This window comes from Bacillus sp. PAMC28571 (assembly GCF_014250435.1).
GTDB classification, from domain to species: Bacteria; Bacillota; Bacilli; order Bacillales; family Bacillaceae; genus Bacillus; species Bacillus safensis.
In genome coordinates this window covers 1,788,349-1,803,833 of sequence record NZ_CP060191.1, presented here as the reverse complement: position 1 = coordinate 1,803,833, position 15,485 = coordinate 1,788,349, and the positions used below count along the sequence as shown (strand labels likewise).

Below are 15,485 nucleotides of genomic sequence, written 5' to 3'. Positions count from 1 at the left end.
CATTATTCATCTTCTTTTCGAGAAGTAGCATTTGATTGCGAATTGGAACTTTGCGAGTTGGCTTTCTCATCATCTTTCTTTTTATCTTTATTATCAGTTTGCGAGTTGCTGTTCCCATTTGTACTGTCTGAGCCATTTTCTGAAGAACCATTATTTCCGTTTTCTGTATTTCCACCTTGGTCCTGATCCTTATCCTTATCTTGATCTTTTTTGTCATCAGGCTTTTGCTCATCAGTGCCAGGGGGCTGATTTTTGTTATCGTCTGTTTGGTCTGTCTGTTCGTCGTCAGGCTGCTGCGGTTCTTCTTCTTCTTTATTCTCATCATCCGCTTTTTCTTCCTCATCTGCGTCATCCTTAATGGTGAGGAAGGTAGAAGCCGCTTTACTCGTGACATCATCTACAGTGGCTGTCACTTGGAATTTATAAGTGGAGCCAGGCTTCACATCAGAGATAACCGCTTCTTTAGCAGAGCTGTTTTGAATCTCTTTATAGCCGCCATTATCAACTGCTTGCTTGACATTAAATGTAGCATCAGCGTCGTCAGAATAGCCCCAAGTCAGTGTGATGGATTTTTTCTCTTCATCATACACCGCTTTTAAATCAGAAGGCTTATCGGCTTCTTTTTTCTCGTATGTGTCAGAGACTTTTGTTGGTACCGTTCCTTTAACAAAGTATTCTGTTGTCTTCTTGTCACTTGGTGTATTCGGTCCGGCTAATTTTGCAGGATCGGATCCTTTTTCAACCGTAGCTTCAACGACACTGTCTGGTTTTTCAAATGAGCCGCTTCCATCATCAATTTGAGAAATCAATCGCTGGAAGACGATTTTGGCAACACGCTGCTCGTAATCATTCAGCCATATTTTGCCGTCTGCATCTTTTGAATTACCGATTCCAGTCCAAACGGCTGCTGTATATTGCGGCGTATAACCGACAAACCACGAATCTTTCGCACCGCCAGAAGGGATATTGTGTTTATTAATATCGTCTTGTGTGAAGTTCGTTGTACCTGTTTTACCAGCTACTTGAACGTTCGGTACTTGTGCAAGTGTACCAGTACCAGATTGGACAGCAGTTTTCAGCATATCTGTAATCATAAATGCTGTGTAATCACTCATTGCTGCTTTTGAGTCCGGCGTAAGGTCAAGCTTTGTCCCGTCATTAAATTCAACAGATGTGACAGCGTGCGGTTCATTATAGTATCCGTTATTACCGAATGCACTAAATGCACCTGCCATTTTTAATGAAGACACACCATCTCCAAATCCACCGATGGAATAAGATTCTGGAATATCAGAAGGTAAGTCCATGCCTAAATTATTAGCAAATTGAGCGGCATTGGCTGAACCAGCTTCTTGGAATGCTTTAAGTGCAGGGATGTTACGCGATTGTGCCAAAGCACTTCTCATCGACATTTTACCTAAATGTCTTCTGTCAAAGTTGTTAATCGGTGTACCATCTGAGTACGTATACGGCGCATCATCAATTTGCTGATATGTTGACCATTTTTTGTTTTCAATGACTGGGCCGTAATCTAAGATCGGTTTGATTGTGGACCCTGGCTGGCGTTTTGCATCCGTCGCATAGTTAAAGCCGCCGGCTGGTACATCACGTCCACCGCCAATGGCGCGTATTTCACCATTTTTCGTATCAAGCAGGGTCACACCCGCCTGCATCCCTTTCGTAAATCCAACTGAATCTCCATTGATGATATCATTTAGATGATCCTGTGCATTTCGATCAAGGGAAGTATAGATTTTTAATCCGTCAGTTGATGCATCCACTTTGGCTTTTTTCTGTACTTCTTCCATTACTTCTTCAATGTAGGCAGAGTACTTACTAGAGTTTTGGCTCTTATATTTACTAGCTGAAACAACTGTCTTGCTGACAGGGGTTGCTTTTGCAACGTCATATTCTTTTTCTGAAATGTAGCCTTGTTTTTTCATAAGGCTTAAAACGATATTACGGCGTTTTTCCGCTGCCTCGGGATGTTTCACTGGGTTATAGGCAGAAGGACTCTGCGGCATACCTGCAAGTGTAGCAGCTTGTGCAACGGTTAGTTTATTTAAATCTGTGACTCCGAAAAATTGTTCAGCTGCTTTCCCAACTCCATAAGCATAAGGAGAGAAGAAAATCCGGTTTAAATACATTTCCAAAATTTCATCTTTAGAGTATTTTTGCTCAAGCTGAATCGAGAGCCATACTTCCTGTACTTTCCGTTTTAACGTCTTTTGATTGGTTAGGAGGGAGTTTTTCACAACCTGCTGTGTAATGGTACTTCCGCCTTCAGCACCAAAGCCGTCCTCAACGTTTGCGACAAGGGCACCGCCGATACGGATTGGATCAATCCCGTGGTGCTTATAAAAACGTGCATCTTCAGTCGCAATAAATGCGTCTTTTACCACATCGGGTATATCTTTTATCGAGACATACGTTCTTTTTTCTGCACCAACTTCTGCAAACACTTTCTTGTCTTTATCATAAAGCTTTGAAGAGTATGGTGTTTTAAGCTTACTATCATCAATAGAAGGAGCGCTTGATGCAAAAACGGCAAAAGTTGTGATTCCGGCAACTAAACAAAGTAGACCGATCACGAGTAAAGATAAAAATATTTTTTTAAATAGACCTGCTTTCTTTTTGCCTTTTTTGTTCTTTTGCTTCTTATTGTTAACTTGACTTGCTTTACGTCGCTGTTCACGACTTGTAAATTGATCAGACATCACATCTCAACCTTTCGTGTTAAACCTTTTTCGAACGTAATTGCTGATTGCTTTCATCCGAAAAATGAAGTGTCTCCACTACTTTAATATAATCAATTCTTGGCGAATATCCAAGTGTCATTATGTGGCCAGCTTCCATTAATTCGTCTTTGCTAATGGATTTACGGCCGTTTTTCTTCTGCCGCTCCCAGAAGTAAAAGAGATCTGAAGCGGGCAAATAATAAACGGAGCCAAAAGCGGATATAATAACGAAACAAATGCCGCCTTGCTTTTCAACCTGTTTCATATGCTCAATTTGATGGTCGTGGAAATTTTTGAGCGGAAACGAGGTAGTGCTTTTGGTTTCCTTTGCTTCAAAATCGATATAGCGGCCTTTATACACCCCGTTATAGTCTGTTGTGGATGATTGTTTAAAATAGGCTTCTTTAATGACAGCAGCACTTCTTTTTGGGTAATCCACATTCACAATTTGAACTGGGGTAGGCTTTTTATGAATGACTGCGATCCCGTTGACCAAATAGTATTGGTTCGTTTCATTTAAATCAGCCTCAAGCGTCATCCCGCGGTTACTATAAGAGGATTCGCCGCTGATTCTTTTTTTTGTCCCAATTTGTTGAATGGGCTGATACGATTTTCCGTTTGGATACCGAATCATCAAGTTTCAGCCTCCTTTTAATGCATTTTGTATTGGAGAGATCACCATGTTGTCCCAAGAAGAGCACATCATCACTCAGCAAATTTTGCGTGAAACGAAAGCAAAAAATAAAGACAACCTGACGAGGACAAATGCTTACAAGCGCTTTTATGACCGGCATCCGGAGATGAAATGGTCGCTGCTCGCTTCCTTTGTCTCGAGAAATGCTGGGTGGTCCATGACGGATTTAAAGGGCGAGCTCTTCCATCCAGGTTTAACGGATCAGCAGGGGCACCTTTTTTTCACAGCATATGAAAGAGCGAATTGGCTGATCTTTTCGGATGCTTACCCTCAGCTTCTTTTGTATGAATGGTCTAAAAGGTGCAGTAAACCTTTGTTTCATCTGCTGCCTTATTTCTCCGTGTCTCGTTTTATGAGCGCTGAGTGGGAACGTTTCTGGCTAAAGCGTGACACAGAGCGTCTGCTATATGCACTCATCATAAATGAACAATATACTATACAATCTCCTATTATACAAAATCCTCTTCTGAAAAAGAATGTTTTTCACTCGATTCAATATCTTTTCAGCGAGTGGGGACATTTCCAAACCGTTGTTTTTCCAACGGTGGACGGCCATTTGTATGGCTTAACCATACGGAAGTTTTCCAATGTAAAGGAGCGCATTACATTAGGTAAAAAACTAGCGAAACTATTATTTCGAGCCGATTTGTTTTCGGATTTTTATCATTTTTTGCATACCGTTCCGCATACGGGGTCTCGGTTTGATTTTGAGCCGTTTTTAGGGATCGCTAGAAGGTCAACACCTTTTCTTCGGACGGTTTATCCGGTGATGACACATTCATTAGACGATCAAAGGGAAGATTGGTTTCAAAAGAAATTGAGTTCATCTTTATTTGAGGCAGAGCCGCTGCCAAAGCAGATTGATCTGACCGACTGGTATTTCCATAAAAAAAGACAGCTTCGTTTTCTTTTCTCATTAGAGCATTATTTTTTGCATAAATAAAAAGCAGGGGGTGCCTGCTTTTTTTACGTAGATGGACGATTAGGACCGCCGAGCTTTTTATCAAGCTGATCTGGACTGTTTTCTTTCCCTTTTGGCTTTTGCTCTTTTGGTGCTGGCTGCTTTTTCATGAAATCTACCTCCTTTTGTCCTTAGAATTTACACAATCGGACGCAATCATACAAAGAAGGACAAGCATCTGTCGAAAAGGAAGAAATAGCGCTTATCTACACTTAGATTGGCGATTTGCTTCTAGTTTTGTCATGTGTGAAGGAGGGGGAGAAAGAAAAGAGAATGTAACGAGAGACAATAAAGGAGGAATCTGATGATGAGCGAATTTGTATCAAAAGAATCCATTATGCAGTTGTTAGAGGAAATCGAGCGAAAAATTGATGCAGTGGAGGAAGAGCTGTCTCTTGCTGTGAAGCAGACGAAACGTGCAGCGATAGAAGAGCAAGAACAAATGATTGACCGGCTTGAATCAGAAGTAAAGGACTGTGAAGTGAAGCTTCATGCAGCCGAGTATAAACTGGCAGTAAGACCGGCATATCACGCCGGATAGCTTTTCTATTTGAGCAATAGGTAAACGTTTGATAGGATGGTTCATAGAGGTGAACACTTTGGATAATCAAACATTACTTGAACATACACAAAACTTGAGAATATGGATCGAAGAAGCATATGAGCAGTACCAAAAGGGAAAGGCTGAAGAGGAGTACCCATCGTATGATTTTTATACGGATATTCAGCCGGCCGTTGTTACATTTGATCAGAAAATGGAGGAGTGGCTCACCGCTGCGATCTCGTTTATTGAGCAGGCCAAACCTAGATATTTACACCAAGAACAGCTTGAAGCCGTAAAAGAAAATGGTAAAGAGGTTGTCCTGCAATCTTATTTTGGTAAACAGCACGCACCCCGTGTAAAAAATTTAGTTGAGTCAGTGGTTTACACTCTGAATCTTTTAATAGAAGAAATCAAAAAGCGCAGCTAAAGACATGATGCTGCGTTTTTCTTATGGCTTCTTTAGGCACATCTTCTGCTCTTGGTCATAATATATGAGTGACATCAATATGTGTTGAGAGCGAGAGGAGCGAGATAGATGTTCCCTTATTCAAACCAGCAGCCTTATGAATTCAATCAATTCACGCAAAGGCCTTTTCCGTATCCAGAAATGCAGCAGCCTCCGCAGCCTCCAGACTATTTCATGCCGCCGTATCAAGGTGGAGGGGGAATGAATCAGGCACCATCTACTGTTTATCAGCCGCCTTATGGATACCAAGAAAACGTGCCGCTTATGCAGCCGCCTGAAGCGATGAATCCACCCCAAATGCAGCCGCCTCCAGGCATGATGCCCATGCAGCCGCCTATGAACCCTTATCCATTGCCAAGGCCGCAAAAACAGCAGCCATCTCAATTTAAAAGTGTGCTGTCACAATTCAAAAAGACGAATGGGCAATACGATTTTAACAAAATGTTTGATACAGCTGGCCAAATGATGAGTACAATGAATCAAGTAGGCTCATTGGCGAAAGGATTTACAAGCATTTTTAAAGCATAGCTAAACCCAATAGATTGAACTATTGGGTTGTTTGCTTTGGCGCAGACACATGAAGCGATTGATCTTTCCACACACTCTTCATTTTTGTCTCATCTATTTTTGCCGGCATTAAAATCGTTTTATTAAAACTTGAATACGAGGTAGTCGTATTCGTTTTGATTTTTTCCTGTACTGATAAGTGTAAATATTGGGCTTTTACTTCTAGCGCAATGTCTCCTTCGACAAAATGGTCTGGAAATTGAATCTCGATATACACATTCTGTTCATCCTCTGTCACATCGGTCGTAATGGATGCAAGTGAATGCGATGTGGTCATGAGTGCCTCTGCACTATTTAATATCTCGTGAAACGGGGAGGATGCAAAAAATTGTTCAATCGCTTCATATAGCATATCTTCATTTGCCAGCATTTCATGTTTTTTTTCGCCTTCATGTTTCATCTGAATCACCTCTCATCTACAGCCTATGCAGAGGGGGCTCAGGCGGTTATCAATTGATGAGAGGAAAAAATTATGATTAAATAGTGTTGAATGAAGCAAGGTGTATGGGCGTAAAGTTTCATACACGAAATAGATTTAGGAAGCAAAGCTTGAAGGGAGCAAATTGACATTGCTGAAAAAATTATTCGGTTTCGGAAAAAACCAAGATGATGTAAAGGAAGAAGTCATTTATTCTCCAGTTGATGGAGAGTTAATGGATATGACTGATGTACCAGATCCCGTCTTTTCTCAAAAGATGATGGGAGACGGCGTAGCAGTAAAACCAAAAAGTGGGACGATTGTGTCACCAGTAGAGGGTGAAATCATTCAGCTCTTCCATACAAAACATGCAATTGGCATTCGAACACTCTCGGGGCTTGAGCTTCTGATTCATATTGGACTTGAAACAGTTGGGTTAAATGGTGAAGGATTTGAAGCGCACATGAAAGAAGGGGATAAGGTGAAAATCGGGGATCCTCTTATTACGTGTGATTTAGAACTGATTGAAGAGAAAGCGTCAAGTACAGTGACACCGATTGTGATTATGAACGGTGACCTTATCGAACGACTTGATAAAGAACCAAAAGGCTCTGTAGAAAAGCAGACGTCCAAGCTCTTTACAGTGAAAATGAAATAGTTCATGAAAAAAACTACCCATTGATAGGGTAGTTTTTTATTGAGGTGAGGACATTAATCCTCCATTGGAACCCAGCCTTGACTCGCTTCCATGACAGACCACAATCCTTCTGGAATAAGATACTTGTCTTTTTGGCTGCGTTTAATGACGGTTTCAATCTCTTGTTCTCTGCCTTCTTTAATTTTCTTTGCCCAATCTGGGTCGACGATCAGCTCTCGTGCGACAGCGATGAGAGGAATTCCTTGATTGTAAGCATGGAGTGCATCTTCAGCTGTAATGACGCTGCCTACTCCAATAAGCGGAAGAGCATCGCCGCAGCGTTCTTTTAGCAGTTCCATACGTGTCTTATTAGAATCTGCGCCTCGTCTTGCTTTAGAGCCAATCTCCATTAAAGAGATATGCAAATAATCGAGGCTTTTTGTTTTGAGAACATCCACTAATGTAAACGTCTCTGTCATTGTTAAACCAGGAGTTTCTGGCTCTTCAGGAGATAACCGGTATCCAAAGATAAACGGTTTAGCCGCATGCTCTTTGATGGCCTCTTTAACTGCATCTACAACAGCAATAGGGAAAGCTAGACGTTTTTCTTCGTTTCCTCCCCATTGATCTGTACGCTGATTGCTATGCGGTGAGTAAAATTGCTGTAATAAATAACCGTTTGCCCCGTGAATTTCCACGCCGTCAAACCCTGCTTGAACCGCTCGTCTTGCTGCTTCTTTAAAGGAGTCGATAATATGCGTAATTTCCTCTTCTTTTAAAGCGCGTGCAATTTGTTTTCCATCTTTAAACACATCACTTGGCGCAACCACATCACCGTTTGGAACTAAATGAGGGAGAGCCTGAGAGCCGCCGTGATGAATTTGAATAATGGCTTTTGTTCCTTTTGCCTGGATAGCTGAAGCCAGTTTTTTCAGGCCAGGGATATCTTCATCTCTTGCGATAGAAGGCTGTCCTTCAAATGCCTTCCCATCTGGAGTCACATTCGCACATGCTGTAATCACCATGCCCATTTCACTTGATCTAGCTGTAATGAAGTCAATTTCGTCTTTTGAAATGGTGCCGTCGTCATGAGAACCAAAGTGTGTCATTGGAGCAACCACTAACCGGCCATCAATAGAGGCGCCTCCTGGAAACGTAAATGGTTCAAATAAAGGCTTAAATTCGTTTTTCAATCTGATCATCTTCTTCCTTCATAAAATCATTTCACTATAGAAGTGTAATCGATACTGTTACAACAGTTCAAAGTATTTGCTCATAAGTCCGCATCAAAAAATTGCCGCCTAGTCATGCAAACAAATATTCGGTACACTAGAATGAGAGGTGGACGCAATATGAAAAAGAAAACAATGAACGAACTGATAGAAGAATTAAAGAAAGACGAACAGATAGAACATTGGCATGAAATTGAAGCAAAGCCTGCACAGACCTCACCCGTTCCTGAAAGAGTGGACGACAGGCTAAAAAAGGCGCTTGAAATACGAGGCGTGAAAGAGCTGTATATTCATCAAAAAGAAGCCTTTGAACGAGTAATGGATGGTGAGCATGTAGTAACGGTTACACCAACAGCTTCAGGTAAAACGCTTTGCTACAATCTGCCTGTTCTTCAGTCGATTGCAGAAGACCAGACAAACCGCTCTCTTTATTTATTTCCAACAAAAGCGCTCGCACAGGATCAAAAGAGTGAACTTAACGAGATCATCCACGAGATGGATGTTCCGATTCATAGTGAAACATATGACGGGGACACCTCCCCGGCCATTCGGCAGCGAGTCAGACAAGCAGGACATATTGTCATCACAAACCCAGATATGCTGCATTCAGCTATTTTGCCTCATCATACGAAATGGGTCAGTTTATTTGAGAATTTGAAGTATATTGTCATTGATGAGCTTCATACATATCGAGGCGTATTTGGCAGTCATGTGGCTAATGTGATTCGCAGGTTAAAACGAATTTGTGCATTTTATGGAAGTGATCCGATTTTCATTTGTACTTCAGCAACGATTGCAAATCCAAAAGAGCTGGCGCAGCAGCTCACAGGTAGCAAAGTGCATCTTATTGAACGAAACGGAGCGCCTAGCGGTAAAAAGAATTTTGTGTTTTATAACCCGCCAGTGGTGAATAAACCATTAAATATTAGACAAAGCGCTGCCACTGTCGTCAACCAATTGGCTAAAACATTTTTAAAAGAAAAAATTCAAACGATCGTTTTTGCTAGAAGCAGAGTACGAGTAGAAGTGATTTTAAGTCATATTCAAGAGCTTGTGAAAAAAGAAATCGGTCCAAAATCGATTCGCGGGTATCGCGGAGGCTATTTGCCAAAAGAGCGGCGCGTGATTGAAAAGGGATTAAGAGAAGGAGACATTCTAGGTGTCGTGAGCACGAACGCACTAGAATTAGGGGTAGATATAGGTCAGCTAAAGGTATGCATTATGACGGGGTATCCTGGCAGTGTAGCGAGTACATGGCAGCAGGCAGGACGTGCTGGAAGGCGTCATGAGGAGGCGCTCATTATCATGGTGGCGAGTTCCTCACCCCTTGATCAATATATTGTCAGACACCCTGAATATTTCTTTAATAGACCACCTGAAGCAGCCAGAATCAATCCTGAAAATCTCATTATTTTAGTGGATCATCTAAAATGTGCTTCCTACGAGCTGCCATTTCGGAGGGATGAACAGTTTGGCGGCATGGAAGTAGAAGACATTTTGCAATACTTACATGAGGAAGGGGTTCTTCATTTTACCGGGAACCGGTATTATTGGTCAGATCAATCGTTCCCAGCGCATGGCATTAGCCTGCGGTCTGCAAGCCAAGAAAATGTGGTAATTGTGGATCAATCCGACGTAGCGAATGTTCGGATTATTGGAGAGATGGATCGATTCAGTGCAATGACATTGCTGCATGATGAGGCGATTTATTTACATGAAGGGGTTCAGTATCAAGTAGAAAAGCTAGATTACGAGCATCTGAAGGCTTATGTGAAACAAGTAGATGTAGAATACTATACAGATGCGAATTTAGCTGTTCAGCTCAAGGTACTGGAAATCGATCAGACGACAGAGAAAGAAGCTGTATCTGTTCACTACGGTGATGTGACTGTCAACGCAATGCCTACAATTTTCAAAAAAATCCGGCTCAGTACTGGTGAAAATATCGGGTCTGGACCGATTCACTTACCGGAAGAAGAAATTCATACGAGTGCGGCTTGGTTTGAATTACACGAGGCAGAGCGGAGATTTGAAGAAAAGACACTTGAACAACTCCTGCTTGGCATCGCAAATGTTCTTCAGCACATTGTACCTGCTTTTGTGATGTGTGACCGCTCAGATATTCATGTTGTTTCACAAATTAAAGCGGCACATACCGGTAAACCGACAGTCTTTTTATATGACCACTACCCTGGCGGAATCGGTTTAAGCAAAGAAGTCCAAGCTCGTTTCGATGAAATAGCAGGTGCAGCCATTCAGCTGATAGAGCGGTGCCGCTGTGAGAACGGCTGTCCATCCTGCATTGGCATGGAAATGAAAGAGGTGAGCGGAAAAAGCAGCATTGTTGAATTGATGTCTGTATTTTAAGGGGAAGGAGGAAGATACTTACTTATGTCTTTAAAAGGGAAATTAAATCGAATGAAGAAGCACCTATCGCACAACCAGCCAAACGAAAAACGGCCAAAAGCAGTGGAAGGGCAACCTCTGCCTGTGACGGCCGAAAACATTCCATTTTTAAAGGAATGGGAGCAATTGGGTGCAGCTCCTTATCACTTTGAGGATTCTTTTTGTCTCATTCGAGAAGTCACCTATTCATTAGATGATAAGCATGGACTCTACTCGTTTGCGGAACTGCCAAAGATCATCGAGGCATGGAACAAAAGCAGCATCCAGCATTCTCTATCGGCTAAAGGTTACAAGCCGCATGAACTGTTTTTCTTTGATACAGAAACAACTGGATTATCTGGTGGAACGGGAAATATGATCTTCTTGCTAGGACATGCGCGGGTCTTTGCTGACAAAGTAGTGGTGAAACAGCACCTGCTCACAAATCCGGGAAATGAAGCGGCTCTTTATAAAAGCTTTCTCGATGAAGTGAACGTAGAATCGCTCGTTACATATAATGGAAAATCATTCGATTGGCCGCAAGTGAAAACGAGACATACTTTGCTACGAGATCAAATCCCTGCGCTTCCAGAGTTTGGCCACTTTGATCTTCTGCATGGGTCAAGACGGTTGTGGAAGCATAAATATGAACGAATGGCGCTATCTGTGGTTGAAAAAGAAGAGCTGCACGTTCACCGGGAAGGAGACACACCGGGTTTTTTGGCACCGATGATCTATTTTCATTTTTTAAAGGAACAAAATCCGAAGCTCATTGAAGGGATTTTGACTCATAATGAATTAGACGTCCTTTCGTTAATTAGCCTCTACATTCATCTATCCAAAAAAATTCTATCTATGGATGCGGTAAAGGAGCACGATGAGAAATACGCACTGGCTAGGTGGCATCTCGCGCATCGTGATGTACAGGAAGCTACAAAGCATTTGCGGGAATTAACAGGTGCTGATTTTGAACATGCCAATCAGGCGGCTTTTGATCTCTCCTTACAATATAAACGTCTAAACGAGTGGGATGAAGCAGTTCGAATTTGGGAAACATTATTTGAATCAAGTGATGTCCATTTAGCATTAAAAGCGGGTATAGAGCTTGCGAAGTGTAAAGAGCATCGCCAAAAAGATGCAAGGTCAGCTCTTTCCATCACGGAATCTTTATTATCTTTCTCATCGTTAAGCGAGCGAGACACAAAAGAGCTTGAGAAGCGAAAAAAACGGCTATTGAGAAAAGTTGGGCAATGAAATATTATTACCCGGGAAAGCGCAAAAAATGACAACGTTCGGCTCTCGGCCGAAAATAAAAATTGTTTAGCACTTTTATTGTAGAAAGTCCGCGAATCCTGTAAAATAACGTTAGATATTGAATGAGGAGCGTATAGCATGTATAAGGGTCTTTTCTACTTGTTTTTTCTTGTGGTCATTTTGGTCGCTTTTGTGTTTTCAAACTATAAAGATATTTTTCTTGCCAACTTTTAAAATAGGTTAATGCATTAGTACATGTACACCTCTTAATTCATACATTGTTAATGTAAGAAAATAAAGGAGAGGGGAATGCTACATGTACCATCATCACCATCATTGCCATCCGAATGTTACACAGCCAATTGTTCATCCGACGAATCATTGCTGTACACACAGCGAGTCAACAACAATTGTGCCGCATATCCACCCGCAGCATGTGACAAATGTTCACCACCATAATTTCAAACATGTTCACTACTTCCCGCATACGTTTTCTCAGGTGGACCCGACAACACATCAACACTTTAACTGCGGTGGACCTTGCTGTAACAGATAAAGTGAATGGGACTTTTATAAGTCCCATTTTTTAAAAGCAGGTGAAAAAATGAAAATTATTGCTGTCACAGGGTACAAGCCGTTTGAGCTTGGGATATTCAAACAAGACGAGCCTGCACTTCAATACATAAAAGCGGAGCTTCAAAAAAGGCTGACAGCCCTTATCGAAGAAGGTCTGGAATGGGTTCTCATCTCAGGCCAGCTTGGGGCAGAAATTTGGACAGCCGAAGTGGTGTTTGAGCTTCAGGAGGAATATCCAGCGTTAAAACTTGCAGTCATAACGCCATTTTATGAACAGGAAGAGCGCTGGAATGAACAAAACAAAGAGTTGTATGAAGGAATTCTTGCACAGGCCGATTTTGTAGAAAGTGTCACGCATAGACCGTACGAAAGTCCGGCACAATTTAAACAAAAGAACCGCTTTTTTATTGAAAAAACAGATGGTCTTCTCGTCTTATATGATCCCGAGCATGAGGGATCGCCGAAGTATATGATCAGGGAGGCGGAAGCCTATACCGATTACCCGATTATGTACATCACGATGGATGATCTAAGAGCACAGGTTGAGGCGGAAGATCCGTTTTTTGATTAAAAGCAAGAGAAAATTTGACAACGTCACGTATTTCTGAAAAAATATACTATGAATTCACGATATGAGGTGAAAAAGATGCTTGCTGATAAAGTAAAGCTTTCTGCGAAAGAAATTTTAGAAAAAGAATTTAAAACAGGTGTCAGAGGGTACAAACAAGAAGAAGTCGATAAATTTTTAGATATGGTCATTAAAGACTATGAGACATTCAACCAAGAAATCGAAAAACTTCAACAAGAAAACCTCCACTTGTCAAAACAGCTTGAAGAAGCTGTTGAACAAGGGAAAAGACAGCCTGCACAGTCTAATACAACAAACTTTGATATTTTAAAAAGACTATCGAACCTTGAGAAACACGTATTTGGCAGCAAACTTTATGATTGAGTGTTGCTGAAAAAGCTTGTGTCAGATGTCATTGTCGTTTATAATAACGCTTATTGATTAACGTTCGGGTAATCGCTGTAATGCTATTTAGGGCATTGCAGAGGAAAGTCCATGCTCGCACGGTGCTGAGATGCCCGTAGTGTTCGTGCCTGGCGAAAAAATAAGCCAGGGCAGCCTGGGAAAGGCTGACGGCAGGAAAAATGCCTACGTCCTTTTTAGGATATGGCAAAGTATCCTTGAAAGTGCCACAGTGACGAAGTCTCACTAGAAATGGTGAGAGTGGAACGCGGTAAACCCCTCGAGCGAGAAACCCAAACTTGGTAGGGGAACTTTCTCAAAGGAACCAAACGGAGAGAAGGACAGAGAATTCTGTAGATAGATGATTACCACCTGAGTACGAGGCATTTGCCATTTGCAGTACGATGGAACAAAACATGGCTTACAGAACGTTAAATCCGTTATAATAAACATGATGAAACAAAGCTCTCCTATTTCAACATATGGAGAGCTTTTATCTTGAATACATAAAAGGACGAGAAAACAGGTGATAAATCAATGAAAACCTATACACTCATCGCAACAGCTCCAATGGGAATTGAAGCAATTGTTGCAAAAGAAGTAAGAGACCTTGGCTATGAGTGCACAGTCGACAACGGAAAAGTGATTTTCAAGGGGGATGCTCTTGCGATTTGCCGTGCAAACCTTTGGCTGCGTACAGCAGACCGGATCAAGGTACAAGTTGCTGAATTTTCGGCTAAAACATTTGATGAGCTTTTTGAACGGACGAAAGCGATTGACTGGGCTGCTTTTTTACCAAAAAACAGTACGTTTCCTGTCATCGGGAAATCTGTTAAATCTCAGCTTGCCAGTGTGCCGGACTGTCAGCGCATCGTCAAAAAAGCCATTGCGCAAAAGCTTAAATCCTCCTACAACATTCAGTCTGAATGGCTTGAAGAGACGGGACCTGAATATAAAATCGAGATCGCTCTTTTAAAAGATAAAGCGGTTCTTACGCTTGATACATCTGGTGTAGGTCTTCATAAACGCGGATACCGCATGGATCAAGGCGGAGCACCTATTAAAGAAACGCTTGCTGCTGCGCTCGTCTTATTAACGAACTGGACACCTGACCGTCCGTTTGTTGATCCTTTCTGCGGATCAGGAACAATCGCCATTGAAGCAGCGATGATAGGACAAAACATTGCCCCAGGATTTAACCGGGATTTTGCGTCTGAATCATGGGAATGGATCGGTGAAGACGTATGGAACAAAGCGCGTGTGGAAGTAGAAGAAAAAGCAAACTATGATCAGCCGCTCCGCATTATTGCAAGTGACATCGACCATCGTATGATAGATATCGCAAAAATGAATGCAGAAGAAGCAGGACTGAGTGAACTGATTGAGTTTAAACAAATGCAAGTAAAAGACTTTCAAACAAAAGAAGAGTACGGTGTGATTGTCGGAAATCCTCCTTATGGTGAACGACTGAGTGATAAACCAGCAGTTGAAAAAATGTATCAAGGAATGGGTGAAGCGTTTAAGAACCTAGATACATGGTCCATTTACATCTTAACGTCACACGAAAAATTCGAAGAGTGCTTCGGAAGAAAAGCGACGAAAAAGAGAAAACTGTTTAATGGATTTATTAAAACAGACTATTATCAATATTGGGGAAAACGCCCGCCTAGAAAGTAACCAACCGAATCGTAAGAAATGGCCGCACCGAAAGAGGGGTGCGGCTTTTTTATGCAGAAAAGGTATAACTCTCAGCAAGGCGGAATAAACTGAACTTGATTTTAAAAAAAGAGGTGTCTTCATGATTCATTATGATCAAATTCAGTTAATCCAAAAAGCACTCGCTTCGACTGCTCAAGAAATTGAAGGGCATGAAGGTGGACAATCTGCTCAGCTTACGGCAGCCATTGAAGATTTGGCGCTGGCTCAGGCATACATAGAACGTTCTGAGCATGCATTTTTAATGAAGGAAAGCTATCAACATCGCCTGCGCTCATAAAAAAAGATTGTTTTTCCCCAGCGTAAATGGTACTATTGAATGTCTGA

At 41.7% G+C, this 15,485-nt stretch carries 17 protein-coding genes and 1 other RNA gene; 13 read left to right on the top strand and 5 right to left on the bottom strand.

Annotated features, from left to right (window positions below):
* Window positions 1-2: 2 nt before the first annotated feature.
* Window positions 3-2,717, bottom strand: a complete 2,715-nt coding sequence (locus H7F25_RS08885; RefSeq protein WP_133744138.1) for a PBP1A family penicillin-binding protein — start codon at window positions 2,715-2,717, stop codon at window positions 3-5.
* Window positions 2,718-2,736: 19 nt separating this feature from the next.
* Complete coding sequence (gene recU / locus H7F25_RS08880) at window positions 2,737-3,372, bottom strand: Holliday junction resolvase RecU (protein WP_024428112.1); 636 nt, start codon at window positions 3,370-3,372, stop codon at window positions 2,737-2,739.
* 46 nt (window positions 3,373-3,418) lie between these two features.
* Here recU and H7F25_RS08875 point away from each other — a divergent pair, with 46 nt between their 5' ends.
* Window positions 3,419-4,375, top strand: coding sequence for a DUF2515 domain-containing protein (locus tag H7F25_RS08875; protein ID WP_151039999.1), 957 nt, complete (start codon window positions 3,419-3,421; stop codon window positions 4,373-4,375).
* A gap of 23 nt (window positions 4,376-4,398) precedes the next feature.
* On the opposite strand, the gene sspM is transcribed toward H7F25_RS08875, so the two are convergent.
* A complete protein-coding gene (gene sspM, locus H7F25_RS08870) occupies window positions 4,399-4,503 on the bottom strand; it encodes an acid-soluble spore protein SspM (protein WP_024422772.1) in 105 nt (34 codons plus the stop codon).
* 197 nt (window positions 4,504-4,700) lie between these two features.
* Between sspM and H7F25_RS08865 the strand changes: the two genes are divergently transcribed.
* From H7F25_RS08865 to H7F25_RS08855, 3 genes are all read left to right on the top strand, one after another.
* Window positions 4,701-4,934, top strand: a complete 234-nt coding sequence (locus H7F25_RS08865; RefSeq protein WP_225315530.1) for a DUF5446 family protein — start codon at window positions 4,701-4,703, stop codon at window positions 4,932-4,934.
* Between the two features lie 49 nt (window positions 4,935-4,983).
* A complete protein-coding gene (locus H7F25_RS08860) occupies window positions 4,984-5,364 on the top strand; it encodes a YppE family protein (RefSeq protein ID WP_224426683.1) in 381 nt (126 codons plus the stop codon).
* Between the two features lie 108 nt (window positions 5,365-5,472).
* Window positions 5,473-5,931: a YppG family protein gene (locus H7F25_RS08855; protein ID WP_225315529.1), complete on the top strand. Its 459-nt coding sequence runs from the start codon at window positions 5,473-5,475 to the stop codon at window positions 5,929-5,931.
* A 19-nt stretch (window positions 5,932-5,950) separates the two neighbouring features.
* Here H7F25_RS08855 and H7F25_RS08850 read toward each other — a convergent pair whose 3' ends face one another.
* Window positions 5,951-6,370 (bottom strand): Hsp20/alpha crystallin family protein, encoded by a 420-nt coding sequence (locus tag H7F25_RS08850; RefSeq protein ID WP_171464477.1) that lies wholly within the window; start codon window positions 6,368-6,370, stop codon window positions 5,951-5,953.
* 169 nt (window positions 6,371-6,539) lie between these two features.
* On the opposite strand from H7F25_RS08850, the gene H7F25_RS08845 reads away from it, so the two are divergent.
* Window positions 6,540-7,046 (top strand): PTS sugar transporter subunit IIA, encoded by a 507-nt coding sequence (locus tag H7F25_RS08845; protein ID WP_024422767.1) that lies wholly within the window; start codon window positions 6,540-6,542, stop codon window positions 7,044-7,046.
* Window positions 7,047-7,099: 53 nt separating this feature from the next.
* Here H7F25_RS08845 and H7F25_RS08840 read toward each other — a convergent pair whose 3' ends face one another.
* The gene (locus H7F25_RS08840; RefSeq protein ID WP_024428115.1) at window positions 7,100-8,218 is read right to left on the bottom strand and encodes an NADH-dependent flavin oxidoreductase; all 1,119 of its coding nucleotides are present in this window, start codon (window positions 8,216-8,218) and stop codon (window positions 7,100-7,102) included.
* A 159-nt stretch (window positions 8,219-8,377) separates the two neighbouring features.
* Here H7F25_RS08840 and H7F25_RS08835 point away from each other — a divergent pair, with 159 nt between their 5' ends.
* The 8 genes from H7F25_RS08835 (at window position 8,378) to H7F25_RS08800 (ending at window position 15,438) form a co-directional block, all read left to right on the top strand.
* Window positions 8,378-10,624: a DEAD/DEAH box helicase gene (locus tag H7F25_RS08835; RefSeq protein WP_151862681.1), complete on the top strand. Its 2,247-nt coding sequence runs from the start codon at window positions 8,378-8,380 to the stop codon at window positions 10,622-10,624.
* 24 nt (window positions 10,625-10,648) lie between these two features.
* On the top strand, window positions 10,649-11,896 hold the full coding sequence (locus H7F25_RS08830) for a ribonuclease H-like domain-containing protein (protein ID WP_185854501.1): 1,248 nt from the start codon (window positions 10,649-10,651) through the stop codon (window positions 11,894-11,896).
* A 316-nt stretch (window positions 11,897-12,212) separates the two neighbouring features.
* The gene (locus tag H7F25_RS08825) at window positions 12,213-12,452 is read left to right on the top strand and encodes a CotD family spore coat protein (protein WP_073206049.1); all 240 of its coding nucleotides are present in this window, start codon (window positions 12,213-12,215) and stop codon (window positions 12,450-12,452) included.
* 48 nt (window positions 12,453-12,500) lie between these two features.
* Complete coding sequence (locus H7F25_RS08820) at window positions 12,501-13,043, top strand: SLOG family protein (protein WP_029706022.1); 543 nt, start codon at window positions 12,501-12,503, stop codon at window positions 13,041-13,043.
* 75 nt (window positions 13,044-13,118) lie between these two features.
* Window positions 13,119-13,424 (top strand): cell division regulator GpsB, encoded by a 306-nt coding sequence (gene gpsB / locus H7F25_RS08815; RefSeq protein ID WP_012010336.1) that lies wholly within the window; start codon window positions 13,119-13,121, stop codon window positions 13,422-13,424.
* Between the two features lie 60 nt (window positions 13,425-13,484).
* Window positions 13,485-13,871, top strand: an RNA gene (gene rnpB / locus H7F25_RS08810) — RNase P RNA component class B.
* 108 nt (window positions 13,872-13,979) lie between these two features.
* A complete protein-coding gene (locus H7F25_RS08805; protein ID WP_185854500.1) occupies window positions 13,980-15,119 on the top strand; it encodes a THUMP domain-containing class I SAM-dependent RNA methyltransferase in 1,140 nt (379 codons plus the stop codon).
* A 121-nt stretch (window positions 15,120-15,240) separates the two neighbouring features.
* Window positions 15,241-15,438 (top strand): hypothetical protein, encoded by a 198-nt coding sequence (locus tag H7F25_RS08800; protein ID WP_024422762.1) that lies wholly within the window; start codon window positions 15,241-15,243, stop codon window positions 15,436-15,438.
* Window positions 15,439-15,485: the final 47 nt, after the last annotated feature.

Bases quoted from the DNA above. Each gene is read 5' to 3' on its own strand.
- H7F25_RS08855 (WP_225315529.1), top strand. From the start codon at position 5,473: ATGTTCCCTTATTCAAACCAGCAGCCTTATGAATTCAATCAATTCACG.
- H7F25_RS08820 (WP_029706022.1), top strand. From the start codon at position 12,501: ATGAAAATTATTGCTGTCACAGGGTACAAGCCGTTTGAGCTTGGGATA.
- H7F25_RS08875 (WP_151039999.1), top strand. From the start codon at position 3,419: ATGTTGTCCCAAGAAGAGCACATCATCACTCAGCAAATTTTGCGTGAA.
- H7F25_RS08825 (WP_073206049.1), top strand. From the start codon at position 12,213: ATGTACCATCATCACCATCATTGCCATCCGAATGTTACACAGCCAATT.
- H7F25_RS08805 (WP_185854500.1), top strand. From the start codon at position 13,980: ATGAAAACCTATACACTCATCGCAACAGCTCCAATGGGAATTGAAGCA.
- recU (WP_024428112.1), bottom strand. From the start codon at position 3,372: ATGATTCGGTATCCAAACGGAAAATCGTATCAGCCCATTCAACAAATT.
- H7F25_RS08830 (WP_185854501.1), top strand. From the start codon at position 10,649: ATGTCTTTAAAAGGGAAATTAAATCGAATGAAGAAGCACCTATCGCAC.
- sspM (WP_024422772.1), bottom strand. From the start codon at position 4,503: ATGAAAAAGCAGCCAGCACCAAAAGAGCAAAAGCCAAAAGGGAAAGAA.
- gpsB (WP_012010336.1), top strand. From the start codon at position 13,119: ATGCTTGCTGATAAAGTAAAGCTTTCTGCGAAAGAAATTTTAGAAAAA.
- H7F25_RS08885 (WP_133744138.1), bottom strand. From the start codon at position 2,717: ATGTCTGATCAATTTACAAGTCGTGAACAGCGACGTAAAGCAAGTCAA.
- H7F25_RS08800 (WP_024422762.1), top strand. From the start codon at position 15,241: ATGATTCATTATGATCAAATTCAGTTAATCCAAAAAGCACTCGCTTCG.
- H7F25_RS08865 (WP_225315530.1), top strand. From the start codon at position 4,701: ATGAGCGAATTTGTATCAAAAGAATCCATTATGCAGTTGTTAGAGGAA.
- H7F25_RS08835 (WP_151862681.1), top strand. From the start codon at position 8,378: ATGAAAAAGAAAACAATGAACGAACTGATAGAAGAATTAAAGAAAGAC.
- H7F25_RS08850 (WP_171464477.1), bottom strand. From the start codon at position 6,370: ATGAAACATGAAGGCGAAAAAAAACATGAAATGCTGGCAAATGAAGAT.